Annotated in this window: 16 protein-coding genes; 4 read left to right on the forward strand and 12 right to left on the reverse strand. The window is 48.3% G+C overall.

Features of this window, described 5'->3' with window-relative positions:
- Nucleotides 1-41: 41 nt before the first annotated feature.
- The 6 genes from J0A65_RS10190 to J0A65_RS10215 all read right to left on the reverse strand — a co-directional run bounded on the left by J0A65_RS10190 (nucleotide 42) and on the right by J0A65_RS10215 (nucleotide 6,667).
- Nucleotides 42-767: a tyrosine-protein phosphatase gene (locus J0A65_RS10190; protein ID WP_206594074.1), complete on the reverse strand. Its 726-nt coding sequence runs from the start codon at nucleotides 765-767 to the stop codon at nucleotides 42-44.
- Nucleotides 764-2,971 (reverse strand): GumC family protein, encoded by a 2,208-nt coding sequence (locus tag J0A65_RS10195; RefSeq protein WP_206594075.1) that lies wholly within the window; start codon nucleotides 2,969-2,971, stop codon nucleotides 764-766. Before J0A65_RS10195 ends, J0A65_RS10190 begins: the two co-directional genes overlap by 4 nt.
- 2 nt (nucleotides 2,972-2,973) lie before the next feature.
- The gene (locus tag J0A65_RS10200) at nucleotides 2,974-3,492 is read right to left on the reverse strand and encodes a polysaccharide biosynthesis/export family protein (RefSeq protein WP_206594076.1); all 519 of its coding nucleotides are present in this window, start codon (nucleotides 3,490-3,492) and stop codon (nucleotides 2,974-2,976) included.
- Between the two features lie 8 nt (nucleotides 3,493-3,500).
- On the reverse strand, nucleotides 3,501-4,694 hold the full coding sequence (locus J0A65_RS10205; protein ID WP_206594077.1) for an outer membrane beta-barrel protein: 1,194 nt from the start codon (nucleotides 4,692-4,694) through the stop codon (nucleotides 3,501-3,503).
- Nucleotides 4,695-4,707: 13 nt separating this feature from the next.
- Entirely contained in the window at nucleotides 4,708-6,105 is a 1,398-nt protein-coding gene (locus J0A65_RS10210) for an undecaprenyl-phosphate glucose phosphotransferase (RefSeq protein ID WP_206594078.1), read from the reverse strand.
- 148 nt (nucleotides 6,106-6,253) lie between these two features.
- A complete protein-coding gene (locus J0A65_RS10215; RefSeq protein ID WP_206594079.1) occupies nucleotides 6,254-6,667 on the reverse strand; it encodes a VanZ family protein in 414 nt (137 codons plus the stop codon).
- A 247-nt stretch (nucleotides 6,668-6,914) separates the two neighbouring features.
- Between J0A65_RS10215 and J0A65_RS27330 the strand changes: the two genes are divergently transcribed.
- Nucleotides 6,915-7,790 (forward strand): PEP-CTERM sorting domain-containing protein, encoded by an 876-nt coding sequence (locus J0A65_RS27330; RefSeq protein WP_232849866.1) that lies wholly within the window; start codon nucleotides 6,915-6,917, stop codon nucleotides 7,788-7,790.
- 109 nt (nucleotides 7,791-7,899) lie between these two features.
- On the opposite strand, the gene J0A65_RS10225 is transcribed toward J0A65_RS27330, so the two are convergent.
- The 5 genes from J0A65_RS10225 to J0A65_RS10245 form a co-directional block, all read right to left on the reverse strand.
- Nucleotides 7,900-8,550, reverse strand: coding sequence for a WecB/TagA/CpsF family glycosyltransferase (locus tag J0A65_RS10225; protein WP_206594080.1), 651 nt, complete (start codon nucleotides 8,548-8,550; stop codon nucleotides 7,900-7,902).
- A 122-nt stretch (nucleotides 8,551-8,672) separates the two neighbouring features.
- Nucleotides 8,673-9,830, reverse strand: a complete 1,158-nt coding sequence (locus J0A65_RS10230) for a glycosyltransferase family 4 protein (protein ID WP_206594081.1) — start codon at nucleotides 9,828-9,830, stop codon at nucleotides 8,673-8,675.
- The gene (locus J0A65_RS10235) at nucleotides 9,827-10,921 is read right to left on the reverse strand and encodes a glycosyltransferase family 4 protein (RefSeq protein WP_206594082.1); all 1,095 of its coding nucleotides are present in this window, start codon (nucleotides 10,919-10,921) and stop codon (nucleotides 9,827-9,829) included. Before J0A65_RS10235 ends, J0A65_RS10230 begins: the two co-directional genes overlap by 4 nt.
- Nucleotides 10,918-11,820 carry a glycosyltransferase family 2 protein gene (locus J0A65_RS10240; protein WP_206594083.1) on the reverse strand — a complete coding sequence of 301 codons (903 nt, stop codon included), beginning with the start codon at nucleotides 11,818-11,820 and terminating at the stop codon, nucleotides 10,918-10,920. The genes J0A65_RS10235 and J0A65_RS10240 overlap by 4 nt, the downstream gene beginning before the upstream one ends.
- Complete coding sequence (locus tag J0A65_RS10245) at nucleotides 11,814-13,067, reverse strand: hypothetical protein (protein WP_206594084.1); 1,254 nt, start codon at nucleotides 13,065-13,067, stop codon at nucleotides 11,814-11,816. The genes J0A65_RS10240 and J0A65_RS10245 overlap by 7 nt, the downstream gene beginning before the upstream one ends.
- A 389-nt stretch (nucleotides 13,068-13,456) precedes the next feature.
- Here J0A65_RS10245 and J0A65_RS10250 point away from each other — a divergent pair, with 389 nt between their 5' ends.
- Genes J0A65_RS10250 through J0A65_RS10260 form a run of 3 tightly spaced genes read left to right on the forward strand, consistent with a single transcriptional unit; the run spans nucleotide 13,457 to nucleotide 15,985 of the window.
- Entirely contained in the window at nucleotides 13,457-14,851 is a 1,395-nt protein-coding gene (locus tag J0A65_RS10250; protein ID WP_206594085.1) for a CHAD domain-containing protein, read from the forward strand.
- A gap of 27 nt (nucleotides 14,852-14,878) precedes the next feature.
- A complete protein-coding gene (locus tag J0A65_RS10255; RefSeq protein WP_206594086.1) occupies nucleotides 14,879-15,622 on the forward strand; it encodes a ParA family protein in 744 nt (247 codons plus the stop codon).
- A gap of 57 nt (nucleotides 15,623-15,679) precedes the next feature.
- A complete protein-coding gene (locus J0A65_RS10260) occupies nucleotides 15,680-15,985 on the forward strand; it encodes a DUF6482 family protein (protein ID WP_206594087.1) in 306 nt (101 codons plus the stop codon).
- 66 nt (nucleotides 15,986-16,051) lie between these two features.
- Here J0A65_RS10260 and J0A65_RS10265 read toward each other — a convergent pair whose 3' ends face one another.
- Entirely contained in the window at nucleotides 16,052-18,403 is a 2,352-nt protein-coding gene (locus J0A65_RS10265) for a DNA polymerase II (protein WP_206594088.1), read from the reverse strand.
- Nucleotides 18,404-18,454 lie beyond the last annotated feature (51 nt).

Raw genomic sequence — 18,454 nt, forward strand, 5'->3', positions numbered from 1 at the left:
TACCAGAATTAACGCCGCAAGCAGTCGGCTTGTGTGACTTTTTAGCTGAACAAGCTTTGACATATATTGCCCGGAGTAGTTATCAACAATTGCTCGGCCTTGTTTTCTCCTACCAGTTCGCAGGCCCTGTCAAAAGACTGCCGCATTCTTGGCGGGCGACGTTTAACCGAATGGGTGTCTGAGGCGATAATGTCAAACAAGCCGTCGCTGAGCCACTTTTCCCCCAGACTTTGGGCGGTTTCGCCCATTTCCCCAATCAGTGCCGAAGCTGTTAGTTGAAATAAACAACCGGCTTGCTTAAAGGGCCTGATAAGTTCAGGATTTGACTGCAAGTCACGATTCCTTTCAGGGTGGGCAATCATAGGCAAAATAGACTGTCGACACAGCCACTTAATCAGCCGATCTGCACCGGGTGGGATGTGACTATGCGGGAACTCTAACAGCAGCACTTTGTGGCCATTCAGCTCACCTAGAAACAGCAATTCGCCTTTCTCAACCGCTGGTAGCAATTCTGCGCAAACCCGTGCTTCACAGGCACTGCGTAACTCTATTGCTATATTTTCCACGCTGCACAATGACTGTAAATGACCGAGCCCTGCGAGAATTTTAATTCTATCGTTATCAAAGCGACCCGGATACCAATGGGGCGTACAAACAATGCGACTGACACCTTGCTCAGCCGCCATACGCAACAATGCCAGTGATTCTTGCGAATCACTGGCACCATCATCAATACCTGGTATCAAATGGGCATGAAGATCAATCATGCCTTCCCTGCAGGTTGTTCATAGGTTTGATAGTATCCATATTCAGCGCTACCGCCATAGTAGCTGGTCTGCTTCTCAGTGGCCAATTGGTTTACCACTACACCATACACCCTGGCATGGGCTTGATGCAGTTTAGCTAACACGTGCTGAACCACAGGGCTACGAGTACTGTCGGCTTTGACCACCAGCACTACCGCATCGGCCTTAGGTGCGATCACCAGCGCATCACTGACGGCCTGAACAGGTGGCGTATCCACGATAATTTTATCGTAGTGCTTAGAAAGCTGCTCCAGTAAAGCGCTTAACTTATCGCCTGACAGCAATTCCAGGGGATTAAGCGGCACAGCACCGGCCGGCATAACATCAATGCCTCTGACATCTTTGATGATGCAATCTTCCAGCAATTCAGTACCACCGAGGCAATCGGCTAATCCTGGTTGATAAGGAGGTAACTCCAGACGGTTTGCAACCGTGGGCTTGCGCATATCTGCATCAATTAACAAGACACGTTCAAGGCTTGAAAATGCGAAGGCCAGGTTCAATGATGCGGTGGATTTACCTTCTTCCGGCAACGAGGAGGTGACTTCGATCACCTTCAAGGGTTTATCCAGCGCCATCAGTGACAAGCTTGTACGAATGCTACGTATTGCTTCGCCATAGAGCTTTTGCTGGTCGTCAAAGAAGGCATAGGTTTTGTCTTTTTGCGCCAGTTTTTTCTTCAATCTCGGGATATACCCCAAGGCCCGATGACGCAACAAGGTTTCAACATCCTTGGGCGATTTCACTGTATCGTTCAAGGCATCAAATACCAAAGCCACAACCATACCTAAACCAATACTGGCAACAAAAGCCAGTAATACAATCAGTTTACGCTTGGGCTTAACCGCTTCGGTGGGCATTGTTGCATAATCGGTAAAACGCGCCACAGGCGAATTAAAATCGCCGGCCACCTCGGTTTCTTTCTGACGACCAAGGAAACTATCAAATAACGTTCGGTTAGTTTCGACTTCGCGCTGCAGACGGCGATATTCGGTTTCAACTGAGCTTAACCCGGAAAACACTGAACGGGCTTGTTGTAGTTGAGATTCAAGTGCTACCAGATTTTGGTCCGCAGACTCCAACTCCTTCTCAATGCCGTTCACCAGTTCCTGAATCTGACGGCGCAGGTTGTCTTGCACCGTTTTCAGTTCAGCCTGTGCTGCAATCATCTTGGGATGCTTTGGGCCATATACCTGCGTCAGTTCAGACACTTTACGCTCGACAGAAATCAGCTCCCTGCGCACATTCTGAATTGATGGGTGTGAGGTAACCTCTGGCAAGCTTTGCAGACGCTGGTAGTTGTTTTTATAACGCCCCAGCAGCTGCCATAGACCTTCGGCTTGCGCCTTACGAGAACGTGCAGTAGTAATATCGTCGGTAAGCTGCTGCAGTTCACGCGCATCCAGGCTGGTGATACCCGCCACATCCACCAGATTGTTCGCCTCTCTAAAGCTCTCTAAACGCTTTTCTGAGTCTTCCAGGCGCTGACGAAGTTCCTCAAGACGTCCACCTAACCAGGTATTGGCCTTTTGTGTGATACCCATACGCGCATCTAACTGGCTTTCGATATAAGCCTGCCCGAGGGCATTGGCTACATCCCGCGCAAGTTTGGGGTCTTCGGACTCAAAGCTGATTTCAACCAATTGAGTACGACGTATTGGATTAACACTGATTCGATCTATAAAACGATTTAGCGTTTTAGTTGTTTTCCGTAACTCAGCAGCCTCAGGATCTAATGACTGTTCTGCAGGTAAGAACGGCAGCGCTGACTTAATCAACTTAACTAAATCATCCGTTAATGAAGACTTACCCTGGAATTCTGGATGTTCCAGAATATTGAATTGATGGAAAACACGCTCGGCAACGGCTCTGGATTTAATTATCTCAAACTGCGTCAGATAGTATTCCTGCTGCATTGAGTTAAAACCGTACACTTCTTCGATCTTGATTGCCTGCGCTTGCTGGGCTTCAATAAGCAATGTTGAGGTTGCTCGATAGACTTTTGGCATACCGAACACGACCAGGCCAGCCACCAGAGTCACCATCAATGCCATTAATAAAATGCGCCATTTGGCATTCAAAATAACCAGAAAAGTCTTACGCAGGTCTATCACCTGTTCCTTACTTCCCTGTTCCTGCATATTCACTGAGTCCATAGGCGTCATGACTAGAAAAATCTCTGTTGAATGGTGATGGTATCGCCGGCAAACACCCGACTATTCAAGGTTCCCGTTTCCTGCTGCGACTTATTACCTTCGCGGGAAAGATTCACGCCTTCCTTAGACGCACGCTCAGTAAAACCGCCAGCCAAGGCCACAGCCTGATTAACCGTCATACCCGGTTGATAAGGGTATGCGCCAGGTTTTTTAACTTCACCATGAATGTAAAAAGGACGATATGCCACTATGCCCACGTAGACATTAGGATTAATCAGATAGTCTCCTTTGAGTCCATCATGAATCAGCACCTCAACTTCCTTTAAGGTCAAGCCACTTAAGCGCAGCGCGCCCAGAAACGGATAGTTGATAATTCCACTGTCGGTAAGTTGGGTATTGAGATCTAACTCTTCCTCACCATACACTTTGATTTCTATGCTATCGCCCGGCCCCAAACGATAGTTCTCGCCACTTTGGGCGAGAACTAAGCTTGGGAACAACAGCAATCCGAGAATATACAGAATTCGCATGCTATCCCTTACAGATTGATACCTACACCGACATAAAAGACGGTTTTATCAAACTCAAAACGATCATCAGTAGACGTGCGATCAGAGATCTCAACGCCGCCCTCTAACTTCCACAGGTAGCTGATACGATAACTGGCTTTGGCTTCATAACGCCAGTATTTATCTTGTTGATCATAACCCTGGTAGTCGGAGCGAACGTAGCCGGCGATCAGATTGGTTTCCAAATCTTCACTCCAATTATGCTCCCACCCCAAACCATGAGCGCTCTCTTTTATTACATCACCACGTAGGTCCGGATCACGGGCTTTACGACCCGTTTCAAACGTAACAGTTGAGTAGGACAAAGGTTGCCAGTTCACGGCTGCCTGCCAGGAGATACCACTGAAATCCTCGCGACCGGCAGAGTCAAAGCTCTTTTTCTGATAACCGATACGGAACTCACCACTGGTCAGTGCGGTAGCCTGCCAATCCATACCCACCAGATAACGGGTATCGATGTTGTCACGATTACCGCCGACGGGATCAATTTTGTCGTAGCGGATATCATCACGGGTAACCTGAGCAACTAAACTAGTGAACGCGCCGGTGTCATAATAGAAAGCGGCTGACGCATTGGCTTTATTAAACTCACGGAATTGGGTCGCAGCTTCCAGATTTTGATAATCTTTTTGTGTGTAACCACCACCAAGACGAATACGCGCAGGCGTTGTACGTGCACCAAATTCGAAGTAGCCAGTGATACCTATCGTACGATGCTCGGTAGGCTCTAACTGGGTTGCACCGCTAGCATCAAATACTCCCGTACCGCGTTCATCGTGACCTTCAGCGAAAGACGCTTCAACGAACACGCGGTGAGAGTCAGTAAATTCCCACTTAGCATCAGCGCCAGCATAAATATCCAAGAAGTTGTCAATGCTGCTGGAAAAATACTGTCCCTTACTAACCCCGGCTTGCAGATTGTATTCATTCACGCCATCCAACAAACGGGCAGCAATGGTAGGTGAATACACCGCAATCGTGCTGCTCTCTTCGTCAGCGTTAGTGTTGGCAATGTTGTCGTCGTGTTTAAGTTTGACGTCAAAACCTGGCATGATGTCAAAGCCGCTTTCCGTCTGAATAACGTAGCCAGCTTGTTCCTGTGCTATAGCGGCACTGCTCAAAGTAGCAGCCACCAGCAAGCTCAAATAAGTAGGTTTGTTCATTATGAGTTGTCCCCTAGTAAGCATTTTTTCCGGTAAATCCCTTAAATAACGTCATAAACACAATACGGATATCGAACCAAAGTGACCAATGACGAATGTACTCCAGGTCATACTTGACTCGCATTTCCATCTTTTCCAAAGTGTCCGTTTCTCCACGCCAGCCATTCACTTGTGCCCAACCGGTAATACCCGGACGAACCTTATGCCTGAGCATGTAGTAGGCTACTTGCTTGCGATACTCTTCGTTGTGTGCAACGGCATGAGGCCTCGGCCCAACAACAGACATATCGCCTATTAACACATTGATAAATTGTGGTAATTCATCCAGCGAGGTACGGCGCAGAAAAGCGCCCAGGCGAGTAATGCGGGGATCATTTTTGGTTGCCTGTACCACCTTGGCACCATTTTCCTGCACACGCATTGAGCGGAACTTGAGTACCTTAATCGCCTTACCATCCAAACCATAACGGTTCTGGCGGAAAAACACTGGCCCGGTTGAATCCACTTTAATGGCCAACGCAATAAGTGCCAACAAGGGCGAAATCAACAGCAGTACCGATGTACTAAATAAAATATCAAAGGTACGTTTGTAAAAATCCTTGATGCCATAAACCGGGGATTCAAACACACTTAAGGTATCCATTTCACCCACGCTACCAATACGCGCATGCATCAGGTTTTTCAGCAGGAAGTCAGGAACCAGTAAAACGTCGACCGTTGTATCGCCGAGGCGCTGAATAATGTCAGCGATACGCCTTTCCGCCAGCATCGGTAAGCAGATATACAATTTGGATACCTTGCCTTGCTGCGCCATTTCTACAGCCTGCTCAATAGAACCTTTCAGCAGATGCTTATAACCTTGTCCTAGCCTTTCTGCTGTTCGATCATCGAAGAAGCCAATACATTCAAACCCAAGCTCGATGTGATCCTGCATTTGCTGATGCAACTGCATACCGGATTTGGTCATACCAACAATAGCGACGGTCTGCATGCTCAAACCACGGCGGCGACGCCAAGCCTTAATGTGCTTGGCAGAAATGCGCCAGCTTACCAGTGCCAATAAACTGGATGAATACCAGCCCAACAACACCACACGTGAAAAGGTTGCGCCTTCCTTCAACACAAACAACAGCGAGAAGATCAGCAGGAAGCAAGCACTGTGCACCAGGATAAGCAGCATTAACATGCGGGAAAACCGACCAACCCGCCATGAACGATAAAGCGCCACCGACTCGCCAATATAGGCATACAAAAGCACCAGAGACAGCAAGACCAGCAGGTAATCACGTGAAAAAGTTACACCATACAGATAACTGGCGATGAATAAGGTCGTGGCCAGAATAAACACATCTATGATGCGATAAAGAAAATGTGTCGACGAATCAATCTTAAACAATGAGGAGGTGTCCATTTTCAAATCCTTGAAACGAAGTGCTTAAATTCCGTTAAGCGCTTTAGCGGTGGCCGATCCTATAGTAAAAAAACTACACAGTTCAACTTTTAAACAGAAGAACCAGCATCCCGCAATGCTAAGCGCATAATTATATAAATAAAATTTATTACCGATTGAGTGCCGTACTGCGCGTTCTGCCAAGCCAGTGCAGCATAAACCAACAAAATACTGCTATTCCCCATCCCAATGCCGATGCTCCGAAGTCCCTACTGCTAAACTTCCTAAAGGGAACCCAGATCTGAATCAATTCATCTACGCCGTACATCACCAGCAAAATGACAAAGAAGCCCAGTTGCCGCTTCACTAAATGCCTGTGTATCGCAAACAACTGCGCTAACGCCAAAGACAAACCGCAACCAACCAACATATGCAAGTAATGATCAGACCCTAACCATCGCTCAATAGCTTTAGGGAAAGTATCCCATCCTGGTATGTATTTAGCGGCTATTACCACCAAACACGTCAAAAAAACGACAAATGCAAGCCTGTCACTGCTAGTCCATTTTTGTTTCAGTTTCATGAACCCGATACTTTCCGTGTTGGTTCTTCGAAAACCGCATTAACATCGCGTTAACACGCGTATTTGCTCACTTTTCGACACTCTTTTTCTAGGATAACAAGTAGAAAAATACCGTGCATCTAAAAGATAATATTATTTTTCAGGGGCTACTGATTTTTTTTACCTTACAACCTGGGTTTGTCAGAGTTTTTTACAGGCTGGCAAAGTAAAAAATAAAATAAACCATACATATCAATTAGATAATTTTATGGCCTATTTCTTGCTTTATCAAATTGCAGGAGATGTTGTAATTTTTTTTCAGATAAGGAGATTCTCGATGCTGAAAGCTAACTTGTTGAAATCTTTAGTATTAGCTTTAAGTTTTGGCGCAGCAGGCGCCCACGCCTCAATCGTCACGAACGGTAGTTTTGAAGACGGTGCTGGTGATTTGATTATTTTCAATAATACCGGACCATCTTGGAAACATGACCCCAATGTAACCTTCGATAATTTGGGTACAGCTGCACCAGGGCAGCGTTGGGGTGTCTATGAGAATCTAGACAACTGGCAAGCTCGCGCTGGTTCAGGTGTCGAAGCTCAGTTCAACGGTAACATTGTTGATGCTGCCAACGGCACACAGTTTAATGCTTTTGACGGTAACTATTACGTTGAACTGGATACTCACTTTGATTACGAGAATCCAACCAATAGTAACTCGTGGATCCGTCAGCAACTGACCGGATTAAACATTGGTCAGACTTATGAGCTTTCTTTTGCTTATGCCGCCCGTACTCAGGACACTGATGATAACGGTATCGGTGTTTACTGGGGCGAGACTGAAGATTTGTTCGGCAGTTTGTTCCAAGTAAGTGTGGATTACGATGGGTCTAACTGGCTGAACTGGACAACTTATACTTACCGTTTTACTGCCTCTGCCGCTGAAATGTTCCTGGGCTTCCAAGCACTGGGCAATAAAGCCTGGGATGTAAATGTTGGTGGTCAGGACTATTACAATGCAGACAGTAACAAATACGGTGGTTTCCTGGATGCCGTTAACGTTACTGCCGTTCCAGAGCCAGGTACGTTAGCTTCATTGGCACTAGGTTTAGTTGGTTTGGGTGCAATGCGCCGCAGAGCCAAATAAATATTGTCAGAATTTTTTACAGAAAACGCCAGACATTGTCTGGCGTTTTTTATGCTCGCTCGATATAGCTATTGAAGCTCGTAATAAAAGCATCAATATTTGCTACATCTTATTCCCCTTGATCAGGCTTCTTGCGAAAATTCCTCCACCAAAAGCTCACTATCTGCCCCATCCCCAATAGTAAAAAACGCGGATTGTGCTTTATATACCGCCAAAAAAGTCGTCTTGGCTCCTGACTAAAGCGATAAAGCCACTCTAATCCAAATTTTTGCATCCAACGGGGGGCAGACAGCTTACTTCCAGTAACAAAATCCACTGCAGCACCAATACCTATCATTAGTGGGCCAAGGTGCTGATGACTTGCCATCCATTTTTCTTGTTTAGGGCAGCCCAGTCCAACCAGCAACAATTGCACATCCAAACGTTGAATATCTGCCGCTACTTTTTGCTCCTCCTCGGCAGTTAAAGGCCTGAATGGTGGTGCATATCGATAAACTAACCTTAAACGAGGGTAACGGTTCAGTAAGGTGTCAGCCAGGCCTTGCAGAACAACACTATTTTGACCACCATAAATTCCAACGCGAATCCCGTTAGCCTGCGCAAGTTCACAAGCTGCCAGGAAAAGATCCTGACCGCGCACTTGCTTGGCCTTTGAATAACCTAGCAATCGCTGCATCCATAGCAAAGGCCTGCCATCGGGGAGAACCAACCTAGCTTGCCGTAAAAGCAATGCAAATTCCGGATCATCATAGGCCTCCATGCACATATGTACATTGGCCAGGCAAACATAGCCTTTTTGGCCGGTCTGACACATCAACAGAATGCTATCTAGTGCTTGTTGGCAACTCGTCACTGCCACGTCAGTTGAAACGATATAAGACTTCAATCTGTGCTTCCCTGACCTTGATGTAATTCCTTATAGAGGCCAATAAGCTGCTCAGCATGCGCCCCTGGGGTATAGTGTTGTTCATAGTGTATCCTGCCCCTATGGCCAAGATGGCGCAGACGTTCAGGTTCAAGCAACAGCTGTTTAATTTGGTTGGCAAGAGCCGAAACACTTTCCAAAGCTATCCATTCGCCGTTCACTCCTGACTGCACCAGCTCTTTCAACGCGCCTTTGGCACTGACCAATACCGGCGTGGCATGGGAAAAGGCTTCCATAACCACATTGCCAAAAGTTTCGGCCACTTGCGAAGGTACAATCAACAGTTTGGCCTCGGCATATAGCTTGCTGAGTGCGGATGCATCCACTTTTCCAACAAAACGAACGTTTTGCGGAACGTCACCAATCAGCGGTTTATCGGCACCCGCAATGACCAGCGGAAAATTAACCTGTTGCCAGGCTTCAAGAAGCATATTCAGCCCTTTTTCTGGTGTATTTCGCCCGACAAAAAGAGCAAATGTGCGTTCAACTTGATCGGTTGGCTGATTATCCAACACAGGGTCTGGACAAAAGTGCGGGATAACCCGCAATTTATCGGCGGCAAATCCCGCTTCTATATATTGCTGTCGAACAAATTCAGAGGGGCAGATAAAGGCATCCACCTGTTTTAGCCAGGTCTTGCACCAGCGATGCATCTCAATCATGCCCCCGATAGCCAGACTGGCAAGTTTGCTGCCCTGATATGCACCTTGCCAGCATTGCTGCAAAGTGTGGCGAGCCGAATATTCCACCAAACCTTCAGTCAACATGGCCGATGGCGTAAGACAGCGGAAATTATGCAGTGTGAATACTGTTTTCAGCCCCTGACGTTTGGCGTAATAGAAGATAGAAGGAGACAACAGCGGGAAAAAATTGTGCACATGTAATATATCGCCTGCAGATACCGGAAATGCAGCCAACTGTTGCCTGACATCAGACTGCCAAATTGTCCCCAACACCAGCCTCAGCTTTTGCCTGGTCGTTGGATGTGCAGGGTTATTCAGATACCAGGGAAGCAGAGAAACGCCCGACTGCTGCAATAGCGACGCTTCACGTTCGACCACCACGTCTTCACCGCCACGTTTACTATAGAAGCAATGAGCCTGGATCACTTTCACTTCATGGCTCCTTCCAGCAGGCAATCGCATATGCCCTGACTAAAGCGCTCAACCATAGCTGATATTCCAAAGCGCTCGGCACTTTCCAATGCACCTCTTGCACAATGCTGATAAGTCTCAGGGTTTTCCAGCAAGTTGGTTACGGCATCAGCCAGCAGCGTTGCTGATGGTGAGACTATCAGGCCGTTCACATTAGGATAAAGGTAAGCGATTTCAGGGCTATGGTAAGGCAAATCACAGGTAACATAAGGCAAACCTGCGGCGAAGGCATCAAGAATCGCCAGCCCGGTTAACCCTGGGTTTAGCACTAGTGAGGCTTCAGCATATGCCCTGGCTTTATCCTCACCAAAGCAGGCTCCCCGATAATCCAGCCAAGGGCTGGGTTTTAAAAGGGTTTCGAGCGGGCCAGCGCCTAGCACAATCAGACGCGAAATTACGCCACGTTTGTAAAGATGCTCAGCAGCATCCAATAACAGATCCAGACGTTTATCCTGATACAAAGCGCCACAAAAAAGCACAGTGTCAGCTTGTTGCGCCCCTGCCAGCCGATAGTTTTTTACTTGCTCGGCAAATTTCTGCGTATCAATACTATTGTTTACCGAGCTTATGCGTGAAGCCGGCATGCCCGATGCTTCTACCGAACTTGCAACCTTGTCGGTGTAAGCAAAAAACCAGTCGGCCTGAGTCAACATGGCAGCTTTGAATTTCTCCCGCCAGCCAGTGTGACGGCTCTGATGATTATGCCCATGCCCCCACCATGCAAGCTTCGGCTGTCCGATCAGGCGCCTGCTAATCATAAGCGCATAGGTAAGCAAATGTCGGTTAGCCTGCTCTACAATGACCAGATCGTAATTGCTAAGTCCGCCAACTCTTTGCCAGGTTAGCTTACCCATTCTCAATACCGGCACCCTTTGATAAAAAGCGTTAGGTGAAGTGAGTATATTGTCCTGCTTACTGCGTTCTTTGTTATCCGGCAGTGAAAACGCAACCGTCAGTTCAATGTTCTGTAATCGCAACGCGTCGTGCAATGAATCAAACAAAGCCAGACGATACTGCTTGAGTACATCCTGAATGATCAGTACCCGCTTCATTTGGTGTTTGCCCCACTGTCAGCATCTAAGTCAGCGGGCTTTCGCCCCCGCAACCACAACCATAAGCGCGGAGCCAACTTGCGCATCAGCGCCTTGCCCCATAGCAAAGGCCAAACCAAACCGCCGTGTCGCCGAACAAAATGCATCCACTCGCCAACAGGCACGAATCTGGCTGGGTTATTCAATAGCGCCAGTCTGGTCGACATGGGTAACGAGGCGTCAAATACCGAATTTAGCTTAGTATTTGAAGCACATTGCCCGTAAAAACCCGGCGCTACGTATAGCCTGAACCCTGCCTGTTTCAGCCTTAAACCATAATCAAAATCGCCGAGGGCATGGGTATAGGTTTTATCCAGTATGCCGACTGCATCCACAGCTTCTTTCGTGACAAAGCACAAGTTGCCATTGATAAAGTCACATTCAATGGGATATTCATCTGGAGAGAGCAGCTTGCCAAACCCTAACGGGTGCCATGCATACCTGCTGCGTCTGCCACCATAGCTAATGGCCGTGCTGTCTGGTTCATGCATGCTGCCCACCAGCGCACCTAATTTGCCAGATATCGATGATTGCCAATAGTGCAGCCTCGTCAGGGCATCAGGCTGTAACTGCACATCATCGTTTAGCCAGATATACGCATCATAGGATTGCGGCAAAGCGTGCTGCCACAAACAGGCCATCGCCCCATTCCAGTACATATCACCCTGGCCCTGATAGCATTTCACCTGAGGGAATTGCTCCTTCACAGCCGCCGATGTGCCGTCACTACTGCCATCATCGAGCAGAAAAATATCCAGGCTGACATCAGTTGGTAACTGCTGCGCTGACAGCGAAGCCAAACAAGCCAGGGTTTTTTCCTTGCGATTGTAACAACAGAGCATGGCTACATATCTCAGCATAGAGATTGCACCTCAGTAGCCTGGGCATTAAGCAGACGACGATATGTGGGATACAGCCAAGCTAAGATGATCACTTCCCCAACTATAAGGCCATATAAACTGGCGTTTACATCGACAGTCAAAATCAGCGTTAACAGCAGTGGCAAGGTCACCAGTGCGGAGGTAACACAGGCTTTCGCTAACAGGCCGAATTGATCATTTGCCTGAGCAAACAATGAGGGAGTCAGTCGAACACTACGCAGCAATACAATGCCCCCCCACAACAAACAAAGATAAAGCATCATGCTGTTATCTTTGGCTTCCCACAAACCGTGCGAAGGCCAGATCAACAAGGCAGTAACCAGCAAGGCATTGCCCGCCCACAGCAAGGCAGACCAGGCCATCATTTGCCGTGCAGCCAGACGCACCCCACTTCTATCTTGCGCTGCCAGTAACTGCACCAAGCGAGGACGCTCAAACGAAGCCAAGGCCCCCTGCACCACAAAGCAAGGTCGAAACAACAGCGCGGCCGCAGCAATAGGTGCAAAAGCCGCTGGCCCCGCCAGCAAACTAATCAGATAACTGTGTCCGTTGGTGGTGGCCTCCACGCTTAACGCCCCAGTCAGGGCCGCCTTTCCTTGCTGATTTACACCATGCTTAACGGCGTGCCAGTCACGCCTAAACAGCGCCGTCATGAATAATGACGCATGCGTTCGGCCTAGCGCTAGCAGCCCACCACATTGGGCAATGGCACATACCAGCAACATACCTTCCAAGGTTATCCACTCAATAGCCCACAGCAGCAGCGCACCCATCAGCATCAGTACCGAGGTAGTCAAATCACTAGATACCGCCAGAGCAGGTTTCACGCTCAGCGCATAGTTGCGACCAAACCAGCGTAGTGTGCCGCAGAAAACCAACATGGATGCCCACAACATCACAGGTGCAGCGGCAGCCAGCCCCAATGTGATCAACACTTGCCCGGCAGACAGCAAGGCTGCTAACAGCAAGCTGGCAGAAAAAAAGCCTCGCAGTTGGCTCTCATCAGGCTGTTTTTCTTTGAGAAACAATAATAAGGGGGAACCCAACAAGGCATTACTTATGCCATAAGCAAGCCCGGTGCTGACCTGCAGCATGGCAAAACTGCCAAACTCGGCAGCATCGGCAAACCACAACAACAACAAGGATAGAGTCAGATTCGCACCGGCAAGGGACGCACTGGAAGAAACATTCAGGATACGGCGCCATCCTGGCCACAGGCTTTTCATTAATACCTATCCGACATAATAAACAACACAAGAAAACAGGAGCTGGCTGACATACCCTATTGGTGTTTGGACACCACCCTTCCTGTCCTGTTAAGTGGCTGACAAGTTAGCATATTTTGCATAACTAATCAGCAGTTACCTAACCTATGCGGCTAAAGAAAAGACACGCAAATTTCCCTTAGATAGTTACTTTGACCAAGACTTGTTCCCACGATAGAGTGGTAGGCATAGCGTAAAAAACCATCAAAAAGGGGACCTGCAGTATGGCCGGTTCGTGGCATTGCTCTGGGGAGTCAAACATCCCTCAGTATTGGTCATGGCTGAGAACCCAGGCGGCCAGCAGAGACCTAACACTTTGTCAGACCGAGTCGCTTTCAGGACCAATAAGGTTGATAGATAACGCGGATTGTCAAATCGCCAGACAAGACAAGCTATTACTGCAAATTGAACAGGAATTGATAAGCCTCAGCCAGACCGACCTTCACCAGCTTAAGTGCACGCATGCGCATCAGTTAGTTTTCCCTCTGGCTTCAGAAATGCTTTGTAGAAACCTTATGGACGTGCCGACCTGGTTATCCACCCTGCCCAGCCTGCGGCCTTTGCAGGTTTTTGCTTATGGCGAAGGCCATTACCAGCAGTGGCGGCTGCTAAACAAAATGCAAAAAACTTGCGGGATAATTCACTGGCTGAGTATCAAATTAGACGACCAGGCCGCGCTTAGCTTCTGTTTCTGCCGGTCTTATCGGGGATTTCGAAAAAGTGAAAAATTGCTGAAAGCCTGGCAACAACTGCTGGAACGAGAATGTCCCGGTCAAGCCCTTGATTTTGCCGCCTTGTTCGCAACAAACCCATTAGTTGCAAAGAATCCAGAACTTAGCCAAATCCCTGGCAACCCAGAAATGGCCGTACAGGCCAGAAGCTGGTTAAAAGCTTTGCTCAGTGGTGCCTGTAGTAATGAACAAGGCATTATTTTGGATGTTGACAACGAGTATTTACATCAATACCGGGTGAATATGCGCAAAGCACGTTCACTGCTGTCGCTATGTAAGGGGATATTTATTGAAACTGAGCAGCGGCGCTTTGCACAAAAATTGGCAGAATGGATGCAACAAACCAATGCACTACGTGATCTAGACGTGCACCTGCAAGACTTAAGCAACTACAAATTGATACTGCCCGATCACCTGCAAAGCCAAGCAGATGAATTGCAGCGCCGGTTACACGATAAGCGCAAAAGCGCCCTGCGCAGTGTGAAGAGATTACTTGAATCCTCCCGCTATCAACGGCAGAGGCAAGCTCTGCTAGAGGAAACTTCACGACTAACCATAGGCCCGAAAGGGCATAAGCATGCTTACCGGTACGGCCATAAGCGGCTGTTCAAGCAGTTAGGCAAAATTTTTACCCTGGCAAACCGGCTAGATGAGCAATCACCCGATAATGATTTACATCAGTTGCGTATTGCGCTGAAAAAGGCCCGTTATCTGGCTGAGTTTTTTCAGCCAACGATAACCGCTAAGCCATTGTTGAAACTGATATCTTGGTTAAAGCGGTTAACTCAGGACTTCGGTCAGTTCAATGATGCCTGTGTTCAGCAACTCGCTTTGCAAGCTTGGTTGGAAGAAGCCCAGGCAGACAAACGCGCATCCGTTGACTACCACCACGCACTGAACTTACTGCTGCTACACTACCAGGCACAAAAACAGCAATACAAACTAAAGATACAACAGCATGTAGCTAAGCTGCGTGACCCCATCCATCAATCTAAGTTACTGGCCACTATGTAAGCCAACTCACGCCTAAGGGAGCAATCTATGAAAATCATTGCTTGTTACAGCAACAAAGGCGGGGTGGGGAAAACAGCCAGCGCCGTTAATCTGGCGCATTTAATGGCGCAATCCGGGCAAAAAGTACTGCTTTGTGATTTAGACCCGCAAGGTGCCTCGGCATTTTACTTTCGCCTCAAACCGGCCAAAAAGCTCACCGAGGATAGCTTCTTCACCGATCACGACAAACTGCTGAAAGCCATAAAGGGGAGTGATTATGAAAACCTCGATGTACTGCCCGCCAATATGGATTTTCGTGATTTCGATATTTTCCTGTCACGCTTGGCCAAAGGCCATGGGGCATTAAAGAAAACTCTGAAAAGCGTAAAGAAAGACTATGACATTGTGCTGCTGGATTGCCCACCGACCATTTCCATGTTATCCGAATCGGTATTTAGCTGTGCCGACAAAGTGATAGTACCCGTCATCCCCAGTACCTTATCAGAGCGCACCTTAGAACAGTTGTTGGACTTTTTCACTCAGCATAAGCTGGAAAAAAGCAAGATTCTGGCCTTCTTCTCCATGGTCCAGGTAAGTAAAAAGTTGCACCTTGATACTATGCAACGTCTGGGGGAGCAGCATGCTGACATGCTGCTGAGCACCTACATTCCATTCTCTTCACATATTGAGCGTATGGGAGTAAACCGTGCGCCAGCCACGGATTTTGCCAAAGCCACACCGGCAGCCCAGCATTATCTTGATCTCTGGCGGGAACTGGTAACACGAATATGAACCCGATGCCCATTTGTCCGTATAACTAGTGAGTGTTAAAGATTCAGACAAGCGCATATGACCATTAAACTGACTGAGCTAACTAAAACCAAGCATATTGAAAAGGTGATCATTCAATCCCTGGATTTATCAGTTTTTCAGCTTTATGTGACCATTAACCATCAGGAACACTTGGTGGTCGATGAATCCGGTCGGGCCATTCGGGCCCCCAATATCCTTAGCCTGCAGAAGTTGTTTGACGGTAGCAAGGTTGGCCAGATGCGCCTGCGCCATGAAAGCGCCTATGATGAAATGATCGGTCAACCGGCGAAACCTGGAGGGAATCGATTGGAGGTGCCACTGGGAAACAACAGGTTGTACTAGGGGGCTGTTTATCTGAAGAACACAGAAAACACGAAAGGAAGACGATCCAGCCGAATCAGTACGCGCTCAAAATAATCCCATCTGGTTACTGGCCAGCTCATCAAAGCTTAGGTCGACAAACGGTAGGATCCCTTCAGCTACCGGTCTAAGCTGCTTTTCCACATAGTGATCGTAATCAATAGCGCTATGTTGGTATTCCACAGGCTGTGGGCCATCCAGGGTAATCACATAGGAAACCCAGCCCTTGTGTTGGTATTGCAACGCCTTACCTTGCGCATAATTTTGCTCATCCGCTAACCTGGCCGCTCTGGCATGCGGGGGGACATTCTTCACATAACGAGCCAGCGGCCTTCTCAGGCGTTTACGATAACTCAGTTGGTTATCCAACTTGCCCCTACGAGTATCATCGATAATGCCACGAATATAACCGGCCACATCTTGCCCGGCGAATACTCTGCGATAGAGCTCGTTTTGAAATTGTCTGGCCAGCGGCGTCCAGTCTGAGCGCACTGACTCCAGACCTTTAAACACCAAAACTTCACCTTCAGCACTGGCTTTAAGCCCGGCATAGCGTTTTTTACTGCCCAGTTCAGAACCGCGAATGGTGGGCATCAAAAAGCGTTTGTAGTGGGTCTCAAATTCAATTTCCAGATAGCAGTCCAGTTGCAACTCATCCTGCAACTTTTTCTGCCAGCGCTGATTAATCATGCTCTCCAGATGCTGACCAATCTTGGTGGCCGTCTCATCTGCCACCTCATCCCCCAGCCAGACAAAAGTCGAGTCGGTATCACCGTAAATCACCTGATAACCTTCTGCCTCTATCCACTGGGCGGTGGTTTGCATAATTTCGTGGCCACGCAAGGTGATGGAGCTGGCCAGGCGGGTATCGTAAAAACGGCAGCCCCCCGAGCCAAGCACGCCATAAAAAGAGTTCATCAGTATCTTGATAGCCTGAGAACGAGCGGCATCTTTTTGCTTTTTTGCTTCGTCACGCTGCTGCCACAGCCCGGCGATAATGTCAGGTAAAAAGTGCCTATCCCGGGAAAATTGCGCACCGCGAAAGCCAGGGATGGCTTTGTCCGGAGCAAGTAAACCTTCAATTAAGCCGAGAGGATCTATCTTAAAAGTGCGGATAATAGAGGGATACAGGCTCTTAAAATCCAGCACCAAGACCTGACGGTACAAGCCAGGTCTTGAGTCCATAACATAACCGCCGGGGCTGGCCAAACCGCCGCCCACGGGCAGGTTGGGGGCAATATAGCCAGCCCGGTGCAACTTGGGTAAATACACATTGGTAAAAGCCGCCACCGAGCCACCACTGCGGTCCAGTTCCAGGCCGGTTAACTGGCTGCGTAGTTTTAAGAAGTCTATCAGTCGGGTATGAGCGAAGATCTCCAGCACCAACTTGCAGTCTTGCAGGTTGTACTTAGCGAGCTTGACCTTGTTATGCAGAAAATCATGCTTGATGGTGGCCAGTCGGTTAGCGACATCCTCGGTATCTTTACCTTTGCCCAGGAGTTGCTGGGCCACGAATTCAAGACTGAAACTGTCAAACTGATAGGTAGCGGTTTTCAGCGCATCAATACCATCGAGCGCCACCCGCCCAGCCATACTGACAAAGCCCTGATTGGCTTCACGGCCATCGCGCCAGGTGGCAAAACCTCCACCGCGGCCCAGCTTGAGCTTAATGCCTTTCAGTTCAGCGCGCAGCAGCAGCAGTTTGAAATCAAAATTCACCACCGCCCAACCAATAAACAAGTCTGGGTCGTAATCAGCTACAGCAGCCTCCAAAGCCCTGAGCAGTGCAGTTTCATCTGCTACCCATTCAATCCAGTCAGGGCCTTCTTGTACCGCACCTATCATAATGACTTTTTGATAGTCATCGGCGGCCAGCCCTATGGAATAAAGCTCACCTTTTTCACTGCACTCTATGTCCAAAGACAGCAAACGAAATTGCACAGGCGGTTCAGCAGCCCGCACTTTGGCATCCAACACTTCCAGATAGCCTTGGCGCTGATGAGTTGTGCCGGTAAAAGCCAGACTACCGTAGGAAAACCGCTCCATTAGATAGCGGTCGGCCAGGCGGATATCATCTTCATAGCAAGTCAGCCCGGCGCCTTTCAATATATCTTTGGCCTGAAAAGCCGCCGACTGCGAGGAAAAATACAGGGCACAGACAGCTTGCTGGGCAAAAGTCTTTAGTGGCAATGCTTTCAACCCAAAACGAACTCCTGCCCTATGAAGCAAGTTTTCAGCGTTACCTGCATCATCCTGAGCAATGAAAAACACTGATTTTTGCGGCTCGGTTAACAGCCGCACCGGCCCTTGTTCGGTAGCCAACCAGAGTTCAAGCAGGGTTCCATTAGCGGAATCCAGGTTGCTACGAGTAAGCACAAAACCGGTGTGATAGCTGGACAAGAAAGTTTCTCTTGGCGAAAGACGAATGGACTGATGAGGCGCTAACGATAC

This window comes from Bowmanella yangjiangensis (assembly GCF_017255015.1).
GTDB lineage: Bacteria > Pseudomonadota > Gammaproteobacteria > Enterobacterales > Alteromonadaceae > Bowmanella > Bowmanella yangjiangensis.